General features: G+C 61.7%; 12 protein-coding genes and 1 tRNA gene. 2 read left to right on the forward strand and 11 right to left on the reverse strand.

Annotation, left to right across the window (positions count from 1 at the left end):
• From ccoG to RTX98_RS18595, 8 genes are all read right to left on the reverse strand, one after another.
• A partial coding sequence (ccoG, locus tag RTX98_RS18560; RefSeq protein WP_312798279.1) for a cytochrome c oxidase accessory protein CcoG occupies positions 1-1,405 on the reverse strand: 1,405 nt, incomplete at its 3' end.
• 111 nt (positions 1,406-1,516) lie between these two features.
• Positions 1,517-2,458, reverse strand: coding sequence for a cytochrome-c oxidase, cbb3-type subunit III (gene ccoP, locus RTX98_RS18565; protein WP_312798281.1), 942 nt, complete (start codon positions 2,456-2,458; stop codon positions 1,517-1,519).
• Entirely contained in the window at positions 2,451-2,636 is a 186-nt protein-coding gene (locus RTX98_RS18570) for a cbb3-type cytochrome c oxidase subunit 3 (RefSeq protein WP_189504689.1), read from the reverse strand. Before RTX98_RS18570 ends, ccoP begins: the two co-directional genes overlap by 8 nt.
• Before the next feature lie 4 nt (positions 2,637-2,640).
• Positions 2,641-3,396, reverse strand: coding sequence for a cytochrome-c oxidase, cbb3-type subunit II (gene ccoO / locus RTX98_RS18575; RefSeq protein ID WP_312798283.1), 756 nt, complete (start codon positions 3,394-3,396; stop codon positions 2,641-2,643).
• Between the two features lie 21 nt (positions 3,397-3,417).
• Positions 3,418-5,037 (reverse strand): cytochrome-c oxidase, cbb3-type subunit I, encoded by a 1,620-nt coding sequence (ccoN, locus tag RTX98_RS18580; protein ID WP_312798284.1) that lies wholly within the window; start codon positions 5,035-5,037, stop codon positions 3,418-3,420.
• 98 nt (positions 5,038-5,135) lie between these two features.
• A complete protein-coding gene (locus tag RTX98_RS18585) occupies positions 5,136-5,804 on the reverse strand; it encodes a Crp/Fnr family transcriptional regulator (RefSeq protein ID WP_312798285.1) in 669 nt (222 codons plus the stop codon).
• 92 nt (positions 5,805-5,896) lie between these two features.
• Positions 5,897-6,115 (reverse strand): hypothetical protein, encoded by a 219-nt coding sequence (locus tag RTX98_RS18590; protein ID WP_312798286.1) that lies wholly within the window; start codon positions 6,113-6,115, stop codon positions 5,897-5,899.
• A 160-nt stretch (positions 6,116-6,275) separates the two neighbouring features.
• Positions 6,276-6,351, reverse strand: a tRNA-Ala gene (locus RTX98_RS18595).
• Positions 6,352-6,520: 169 nt separating this feature from the next.
• On the opposite strand from RTX98_RS18595, the gene RTX98_RS18600 reads away from it, so the two are divergent.
• The gene (locus tag RTX98_RS18600) at positions 6,521-6,817 is read left to right on the forward strand and encodes a YggT family protein (RefSeq protein WP_312798287.1); all 297 of its coding nucleotides are present in this window, start codon (positions 6,521-6,523) and stop codon (positions 6,815-6,817) included.
• Between the two features lie 25 nt (positions 6,818-6,842).
• Positions 6,843-7,151, forward strand: coding sequence for a DUF167 family protein (locus RTX98_RS18605; RefSeq protein WP_312798288.1), 309 nt, complete (start codon positions 6,843-6,845; stop codon positions 7,149-7,151).
• 33 nt (positions 7,152-7,184) lie between these two features.
• Here RTX98_RS18605 and ppa read toward each other — a convergent pair whose 3' ends face one another.
• The 3 genes from ppa to RTX98_RS18620 all read right to left on the reverse strand — a co-directional run bounded on the left by ppa (position 7,185) and on the right by RTX98_RS18620 (position 9,113).
• Positions 7,185-7,721, reverse strand: coding sequence for an inorganic diphosphatase (gene ppa, locus RTX98_RS18610; protein ID WP_189504702.1), 537 nt, complete (start codon positions 7,719-7,721; stop codon positions 7,185-7,187).
• 117 nt (positions 7,722-7,838) lie between these two features.
• Positions 7,839-8,345, reverse strand: coding sequence for a GNAT family N-acetyltransferase (locus RTX98_RS18615; protein ID WP_312798289.1), 507 nt, complete (start codon positions 8,343-8,345; stop codon positions 7,839-7,841).
• Between the two features lie 132 nt (positions 8,346-8,477).
• Positions 8,478-9,113 carry a TPM domain-containing protein gene (locus RTX98_RS18620; protein WP_312798290.1) on the reverse strand — a complete coding sequence of 212 codons (636 nt, stop codon included), beginning with the start codon at positions 9,111-9,113 and terminating at the stop codon, positions 8,478-8,480.
• Between the last annotated feature and the right edge of the window lie 36 nt (positions 9,114-9,149).

The following is a 9,149-nucleotide window of genomic DNA, read 5'->3' on the forward strand; positions in this document are numbered from 1 at the left end:
GCACCGCATCCGGCGGAACGATCACGGAGAGCGAACGGGCCCGCGTTTCGTTTTCGGCCGTCCACATCACCGCATCTTCCAGACCTTCGAGGTGAAGTTCGAGCGGACGCTCTTCCAGTGTCTTGCTGGCAAGCTTGAGCGTGAAGCCGTTGCGCACCGAACCATCGGACAGCGTGGTGTAGAGCGGCGCACGATCATGCAGCACCGTGACATCCAGATGGCCGCGCGTAAACAGCACGAACAGCATGCCGAGCCCAATCGCGGCCCACAGCGCGAAGTAGAGAATGGTGCGCGGGGTGGCCATGCGGGCGAGCGACACGCGCTTCTGCTCCGCCTTGGCGGCTTCGCGTCCTTGCGCCTTCGTGGTCTGGGTATGATGCTCGAAGTCGACCAGCGTGGAATAGGAGATCAGGCCCTGCGGCCGGCCGACCTTGTCCATCACCGTGTCGCAGGCGTCGATGCACAGCGCGCAGGTGATGCATTCAAGCTGCTGACCGTCGCGAATGTCGATGCCCATGGGACAAGCGGCGACGCAGGCATTGCAATCCACGCAATCGCCGACATCGAGCCCCTGCGCCACCGCCTTCTTGGAATGGCGTGAGCGAGGTTCGCCGCGCCAGTCATTATAGGTGACGATCAGCGAATTTTCATCGAGCATCGTGCCCTGGATGCGCGGCCAGGGGCACATGTAGGTGCAGACCTGTTCGCGCATGAAACCGGCCAGCCAGAAGGTGGTGGCGGCGAGCGTGAGGATGGTGAAATAGGCGGTCGGGGCAGCCTGAAGCGTGACGATCTCGCGGGCGAGCGTCGGCGCATCGGCAAAGTAAAACACCCAGGCGCCGCCGGTTGCCACCGAAATCAGGATCCACGAGGCCCAGACGGTCAAGCGCTTGCGCCACTTGGTCAGGTTCCAGGGCGCGGCATCGAGTTTCATGCGGGCGTTGCGGTCGCCTTCCACCCAGCGCTCGACTTGGATGAACAGGTCTGTCCAGACGGTTTGCGGACAGGCATAGCCGCACCAGGCGCGGCCGGCCACCGAGGTGACGAGGAAGAGGCCGAGGCCTGCCATGATCAGCAGGCCGGCGACGTAATAGAATTCCTGCGGCCAGATCTCGATCGTGAAGAAGTAGAAGCGGCGATGGGCGAGATCGAGCAGAACCGCCTGATCCGGCGCGTTCGGCCCGCGATCCCAACGGATCCACGGCGTCAGCCAGTAGATGCCGAGCAGTACGGCGACAAGGATCCACTTCAGGCGCCGGTAAAAACCCTGGACGCGGGACGGGAAGATCTTGCGCCGCGCTTCGTAGTCGGCGCGGAACTCGTGATTGTTGACGGGGGTCGCGTTCTCCACGGGCACTGCGGTGCCGCGCGGGTCGCTGTGAATGGTGTCGAGCAAGGTAGCCATGGTGGCGTTCTACGCCTCGACAGAGAAGCCAACCTTGATCTGGATCAAGGTGACACCAGGGATGAGCATGCCGGAAAGTGACGAAACGTCGCTTCCCGGCATGACGGTTCTTTACTGCGTCGCGGCTTCTTCTTCCGTTGAAGCCTCACCGCCGCCGAGCTCGTGAACATACACGGTCAGTTGCTTGATGGTTGCGGGATCGAGGCGCTGGCCCCAGGCCGGCATCGCACCATGGCGCGGCGAATTGATCTGGCGCTCGATGTCGGTCAGAGCCGAACTGTAAAGCCAGACGGCGTCGTTGAGCTTGGGCGCACCCATCTCGCGGTTGCCTTCGCCACCTTCGCCATGGCAGGACGCACAGTTCTGCACATAAAGCTCGGCGCCTTCTGCGTCTTCCTCGCCGGACTTGCTGAGTGCCAGAACGTGACGGGCGACGGCCTGAATCTGCGGACGCTCAAGGATGCCATCGCGACCAAAGGCCGGCATTTCCGAGTAACGTGTTTCCTCGTCCCCGGCAAAGCGCACGCCATGCGTAATGGTGGTCTGGATGTCGGCCAGCGTGCCGCCCCACAGCCAGTCATCGTCCTGCAGGTTAGCAAAGCCCGGGCTGCCGGAAGCATCCGCACCATGGCACTGCACGCAGTTCACCTTGAAGGCCGAGAAGCCGCCGCGGAACGCGGTTTCGCGCAACTCGTCGTTCTTGACGATCTCTTCCACCGGCAGATCACGGATCTGGGCGTAGAGCGCTGCACGTTCGGTTTCAGCCGCCGACAGATCCTGCGCCACTTCCGAGCGCGAGTGCCAGCCGAGCAAGCCGGTGGTTCCATCGCGCAAAAGCGGGATCGACGGATAGAGGATCATGTAGGCCAGCGCGAAAACATGCGTGGCGTAGAACACCCACAGCCACCAGCGCGGCATCGGCGTGTTCAGTTCCTTGATGCCGTCCCACTCATGACCTGTCGTAGGCGTGCCGGTCGGTTGATCGACCTCGCCACGATAGGGCTCGGAGCCTGGGACGCGGGGAAAACCCTTGTCTGCACCGATGTCAGTCATCTTTGCGGCCCTCACGGTCGTACTTGAAGGGAATGTCGGCCTGATTTTGATAGTTGCGGCGCGATCCCGGGCGGAAAATCCAGAGCAGGATGGCTGCGAAAACCAGGGTCAGCGCAGCCAGCGCCCAGCTATCGGCAAAATGCCGAAGCGCTTCATAGAGGTTGGGTGTGTCGCCCATCGCGTTACCTCAGATTTTCGTGGCTGAGGGGCTCGTACTGGGTGAAGTCCACCATCGTACCGAGCGACTGGAGATAGGCCACGAGCGCATCCATCTCGGTCAGTCGCTGGGGATTGCCGTCAAAGTCGCGTGCCTGCATCTTGGGATAGCGTTCGGCAAGCGCCGTGGTGTCGCCTTCGGAAGAACCCTGGGCGATCAGGTCGGCCTTGGCGTCGGCAATCATCTCATCCGTATAAGGAACGCCGATGATGCGGTTGGTGCGCAGGTGGTCGGCGATGTCGTCCGTACGCACGTCGGTATTGGCCAGGTGGCTGTAGCGCGGCATGATCGATTCACGCACAACCGAGCGCGGATCGTTCAGGTGGCGGACGTGCCATTCATCCGAATAGCGGTTGCCGACGCGGGCGAGGTCGGGCCCCGTGCGCTTCGAGCCCCACTGGAACGGATGGTCGTACATCGATTCCGCTGCAAGGCTGTAGTGGCCGTAACGCTCGACCTCGTCGCGCATTGGACGGATCTGCTGCGAATGGCAGGTGTAGCAGCCTTCGCGGACATAAACGTTGCGGCCCACCAGTTCGAGCGGCGAATAAGGCCGCACGCCCTGAACCTTCTCGATCGTGTTGTCGACGTAGAACAGTGGCACGATCTCGACGATGCCACCAATGGTGACGATCAGGAACGAGAAGATCAGGAGGATCGACACGTTGCGCTCCACCTTGTGGTGGTGGCGGAACAGGAACTTGGAAATCGGATCTAGCATGATTTTATCCTGAACTGCCGGCTATTCGGCGGCCTGAAGGCCGCCGGGCTGCACGGTTCCCACCGCGATCGCCTGAGGCTGTTCGCCCCTGATGGTGCGGTAGACATTGTAGGCCATCAGCAAGCCGCCGGTGAGGTAGAGCAAACCGCCGAGCGCACGGATGACGTAGAAGGGGAACATGGCCGCAACCGATTCCACGAAGGAATAAACCAGGTAGCCTTCCGCATTGTATTCGCGCCACATCAGGCCCTGCGTGATGCCGGCAACCCACATGGAGGCGGCGTAGAGCACGATGCCGATGGTGGCGAGCCAGAAGTGCCAGTTCACCAGGCGCAGCGAATAAAGGCCGTTGGTCTTCCAAAGCCGCGGCGTGAGGTAATAGATCGCGCCGAAGGTGATCATGCCGTTCCAGCCAAGTGCGCCGGAATGAACGTGACCGATGGTCCAGTCGGTGTAGTGCGACAGCGAGTTCACCGCCTTGATCGACATCATTGGACCTTCAAAGGTCGCCATGCCGTAGAAGGCCACCGCGATCACCAGCATGCGCAGAACCGGATCGGTGCGCAGCTTGTCCCAGGCGCCCGACAGCGTCATCAGGCCGTTGATCATGCCACCCCAGGACGGCATCCACAGCATTACCGAGAACACCATGCCCAGCGTCTGCGCCCAATCAGGCAGCGCGGTATAATGGAGGTGGTGAGGGCCGGCCCAGATATACATGAAGATCAGCGACCAGAAGTGCACGATCGACAGTCGGTAGGAGTAAACCGGGCGTTCGACCTGCTTGGGGATGAAGTAATACATCATGCCCAGGAAGCCTGCGGTGAGGAAGAAGCCGACCGCGTTATGGCCGTACCACCACTGGACTAGGGCGTCCTGCACGCCGGAGAAGACCGGGTAGGACTTCGAACCGAGGAACGACACCGGCACGGCCAGGTTGTTGACCACATGCAGCATCGCGATGGTCACGATGAAGCCGAGGAAGAACCAGTTCGCCACATAGATATGCGGCTCCTTGCGCTTCACGATCGTGCCGAGGAATACGATCAGGTAGCAGACCCAGACGATGGTCAGCCAGATATCGATATACCATTCCGGCTCGGCATATTCCTTGGACTGGGTAACACCCATCAGGTAGCCGGTCGCAGCCAGCACGATGAAGAGCTGGTAGCCCCAGAACACGAACCAGGACAGGCCGCCGCCGAAAAGCCGGGCAGCCGTAGTGCGCTGGACGATATAGAAGGAGGTCGCGATCAGCGCATTGCCGCCGAACGCGAAGATCACCGCCGAAGTGTGCAGCGGGCGCAGGCGGCTGAAGTTCAGCACCGGCTCGAAGTTGAGATCGGGGAACGCCAGCTGGGCCGCGATGACGACGCCGACAAGAAATCCGACGACGCCCCAGAACACCGTGGCGATCACGCCATAACGGATCGGTCCGTCCATATAGATGCCATCATCCAGGCCTACAGGCTTGGGCCGGCCGGTCGGATCGGAGCTGGTGATGGTCCAGATGGCGAGGCCCAGGCCGATAACGGCGAAGAGCCCCATATGGACGGCGAACTGGGTGTCATGGGCAAGGCCGGAGGCAATGGCTGCCACGACGGCCGCCAGGAACAGCAATCCTGGCTTGATCAATTCCATGTGAGGCTCTCCGATAAGTATTCAGGCTGGCTTATCAACCTAGGTGAGACATTGCTTTGATCTGGATCAAAGCTGGGCGGCCAAGCGGTCATTCCAGCTCAACACCCAGCTGCGACACGGAGCCGCGTCCTGTCCTTGACAGACACGCGGCGCGCATCCGTGAATTCGATCAGGCCATCCTTGCGAAGCGCTGCGAATTGTCGGCTGACGGTTTCAAAGGTAAGCCCAAGGAAATCGCCGATCTCGGCGCGCGTCAGCGGCAGGTCCACCACGCCGGGTTCGCTGATTGCCAGGCCGCAGTCGCAGCGCTTGCCGAGTTCGGCTGAACGGAAGCGGCCGGCCATGTCGAGCAGGAAGGTCGCGATTCGCTCGCGCGCCGTTTTGCGGCCGAGCGTCAAGAGCAGGGCTTCCGCTTCGCTGAGGTCCTCAAGCGCCCGCAGATGGAGGCGGTGTTCCAGCACACGATTTTGCAGCACGATCGATTCCAGGGCCGGGCGTGGCACGCAGTAGATTTCTGCTTCCGTGACCGCGCGCACCGACACCTCGCCGGGTGGCGCGAAAGGCGAGCCAAGGAGATCGGGCGCTGCTTTCAGCGACACGATCTGCTGGCGCCCATCGGTCAAAAGCCGCGATATCTTCACCACGCCGCGCAACAGGGCCACACAGCTTTCGTGGAGGTTGAGTGCCGACATCAGTTCCGTTCCGGGACTGACATGCCGGCGGGTGGACACTGCCGCGATCTGGCGGGATTCTTCGGCCGTCAGCAAACCGCCAACGCCGCATCGCCATTCGACGCAGGTTGGGCAGAGTGGCGACGAGGATCCCCCAGCGCCCGCGGTACTGTCCGGGTCAGGCTGTTTCACCGTCCGTTCTTTCCATATTTAGAGCGCAGCTTCGGCGCGATGGCCTTGGCGATCGGCCAGGCCAGAACAAGGCTGAGCACAACCACGATCGGCAGAAGGTAAGGCCATTGTTCCTGCAACGAGGGAATGGACAGGATCGTGATCGCACCCGTTCCAAAAACCACCGCGTTGGCGAGGCCGTAGATGATCAAGGCGATGCGCGTTTCGGTCGTCATGGAAGCCCCCAAACCTTCAAGTGTCTGGGAAACCTAGCTGCGCCAGTCGGGCTACGCCTTGATCTGGATCAAGAGGCCCGTGATTGCACCGGGCATGCGGCACCCCGGCAACATGCGGGGAGTGAGCGCTGCGCTTATCGGAATATCGGGAGAAGATGGTTGGTGGAGCTGAGGGGGATCGAACCCCTGACCTCGTCATTGCGAACGACGCGCTCTCCCAGCTGAGCTACAGCCCCGTTCCACCGACCATAAGCATCTAGGACCCGGCTCGAGGACCTGTCAAGCAAGCGGGAAACCGCCGAAAGCGGCCGATCACGATGATGCGGGTCGGGCGCTGTTGGGCTTGCGAAGGCTTGTTCCTGTTAAGCGCAATCGCTACATCTGCGGCGCCTAAAGGAGACCGGCATGACAGCCCTGGTGCTTACGCTACTTTTTGTTTTGAGAATCGTCTGGTGGATCGTGATCTTGTCCGCCGTGTTTTCCTGGCTTTACGCATTCAACGTCATCAATTCGCGCAATGCCGTCGTGAACTCGATCGGTTCGATGCTGTATCGGCTGACCGAGCCGGTTTACCGACCGATCCGCCGCATGATGCCGGATCTCGGCGGCGTGGACATTTCACCGATCATCGTGCTGATCATCCTGTATTTTCTGGAAGTCTTCCTGGTCTACACCGTGCTGCCAGCGGTTAGTGGATACTGACTGGCTGCAAGGCGGGCGGAACGGCGTGCTGGTTCACGCCCAGGTTTCGCCCGGCGGGTCGCGCAACATGATCGAAGCGCCGGTTGCGCGCGACGACAACCACATGCGGCTGCGCATCAAGGTGCGCGCCGTGGCAGCCGAAAACGCCGCGAACGAGGCGGTTTGCGGTTTGCTTGCGAAATGGATGGGGTTGCCGAAAAGCAGCGTGTCGATCGCGCGCGGCCATACCAGCCGGCAAAAGGTGATCGCGATCGAAGGGGAGGCCGGCGCACTGAGCGACCGGCTTGTCAGCCTGGCGGAAACACTCGCCGCCAAGCCGTTCGTGATGCGGTAGAAGAGGGCCAACGCAAGCCAGCCCTGTCAGCTTTCAGCTTTCGACCGACTTGGCGCGTTCGATCGCCTGGACGATCATCTGGCGGGCGCGCGCGGCATCATGCCAGCCGCCGATCTTGACCCACTTGCCGGGTTCCAGATCCTTGTAATGCGTGAAGAAGTGCTCGATCTGCTGACGGGTAATTTCAGGCAGGTCGGTGTAGTCGTGCACGTTCTCGTAGCGGCGGGTGAGCTTGGGCGACGGCACCGCGATGACCTTCTCGTCTTCGCCGGCATTGTCTTCCATGATCAGCACGCCGATCGGGCGCACATTGATCACGCAGCCCGGCACAAGGCCGCGCGTGTTGCAAACGAGCACGTCGATCGGATCGCCGTCGCCAGACAGCGTATGCGGCACGAAGCCGTAATTTCCAGGATAGCTCATCGGGGTGTAGAGGAAGCGGTCAACGAACAGCACGCCGGCGTCCTTGTCCATCTCGTACTTGATGGGCTGGCCGCCGATCGGCACTTCAATGATGACGTTGACGTCTTCCGGCGGGTTGTTGCCCACGGGGATGGCATCGATACGCAAGGGGTCGTTCTCCGATTGATCACAAAGCGCTTAACGCGCAGCCGGTTAACAGGCTATAAGCAGGAATAACAAAGGGCAAGGCCGATCGTCTAAGCCCGCTTTCATCGTTTAGGGTCGTTAATCCCAGATGAAAGCCAGTTTGCGCAGCGCTTTCTGGTCGAACACTTCGACGCCTTCGGCGATGTCGCGCCCGCCGATGCCGCGGTAAAAAGACAGCGCGCCGTCGTTGTCTTCCAGCGCCCAGACCACCATGCCATGAAGGCCGTGGTCGGCGAGTTTCTGGCGCGCGGCGGTGAACAAGCGGCTGCCGAGACCGATGCCCTGGCATTCCGGACGCAGATAGAGTTCGTAGATCTCGCCCTGCTGCGGCAGATCGCGGGCACGGTTGCGGCCGATCGTGGCATAACCGGCGATATCGCCACCGATCTCGATCACCAGAACGGAAGCGGCGCGGCTGATTGCATTGGCCCACCAGTTGCCGCCGCGACGGCCGATCATGGAAGTCAGCGCCTTGTGCGGGATGATCCCGGCATAAGCGCCCTGCCACGCGGCGCGATGCACCTCCGCGATGGCATTGGCATCGCGTGGTTCTGCGCGGCGGATGTCGATCGTCACCGTCTTCATGATTGCTTAACCATAGACGCGACGATGCGCATCGCCAAGCAGGCTTCGCGCTGGTGCAATCGAATGTTGCGGCAAAACTGCGCAGCTGTGGCGCGCAGGACTCAGATGCAGGTTTCGACGCTGGAACGGCCGTCAGATCTCGGCGAGATGATCGTCGAGTTCGTTGCGGTCGTCGGTCCCAACCGGGAAGTGAGCGGCGAGCAGATGGCCTGCCGCGGCTACCGCCTGCACATAGCCATCAGCGAGTTGCCCGGCCTTTGCCGCCTTGACGAGATCGGCGATGATGGCGTTCCAAGCTTCCTGCGGCACTCCGCTCGCGATGCCCTCGTCGGCCAGTACGGTGGCATAATGTTCGGCGAGCGACACGAAGATCAGGATGCCGGTGCGGCCTTGTGTGCGATGCACGTTGCGCGACAGGAACTGGCGCAAGGCATTGTCATGCGCGGTACGATAGAGCGTGCGGCGTGGCACGAGCTGCAGCCTTAGCGAGGGGAAGAACCAGAGCAGGCCAAGCACGGTGAGCACTGCCGCCCCCTCCAGCGCCGCAAACAGTGGCAGGCGCAGGGAGACCCAGAGATGGTCGAGGATGATGGCGGAAGCGATATCGGCAACAACCATCGCGCAGAGAACTGAGAAGCCGGCCGCATAGAAATAATCGCCGCTTTGGCGCGCCAGCACGCAGTAGATTTCGCCAGAAGTCTGGGCCTCGGCCTCGCGGATCGCCGCAGCGACCCGTTCGTGATCATGAGCATTGATATGCGGGATCATCTACCAGCTCCCCGACGCGCCGCCGCCGCCCGACGA

It is taken from the genome of Tianweitania sp., from assembly GCF_032053605.1.
Classification (GTDB): Bacteria; Pseudomonadota; Alphaproteobacteria; order Rhizobiales; family Rhizobiaceae; genus Tianweitania.

Coding starts and splice junctions, on each gene's coding strand:
- RTX98_RS18590 (WP_312798286.1), bottom strand. CDS start 6,115: ATGACGACCGAAACGCGCATCGCCTTGATCATCTACGGCCTCGCCAAC.
- RTX98_RS18615 (WP_312798289.1), bottom strand. CDS start 8,345: ATGAAGACGGTGACGATCGACATCCGCCGCGCAGAACCACGCGATGCC.
- RTX98_RS18570 (WP_189504689.1), bottom strand. CDS start 2,636: ATGGGCGACACACCCAACCTCTATGAAGCGCTTCGGCATTTTGCCGAT.
- ccoN (WP_312798284.1), bottom strand. CDS start 5,037: ATGGAATTGATCAAGCCAGGATTGCTGTTCCTGGCGGCCGTCGTGGCA.
- RTX98_RS18600 (WP_312798287.1), top strand. CDS start 6,521: ATGACAGCCCTGGTGCTTACGCTACTTTTTGTTTTGAGAATCGTCTGG.
- RTX98_RS18620 (WP_312798290.1), bottom strand. CDS start 9,113: ATGATCCCGCATATCAATGCTCATGATCACGAACGGGTCGCTGCGGCG.
- ccoO (WP_312798283.1), bottom strand. CDS start 3,396: ATGCTAGATCCGATTTCCAAGTTCCTGTTCCGCCACCACCACAAGGTG.
- ccoP (WP_312798281.1), bottom strand. CDS start 2,458: ATGACTGACATCGGTGCAGACAAGGGTTTTCCCCGCGTCCCAGGCTCC.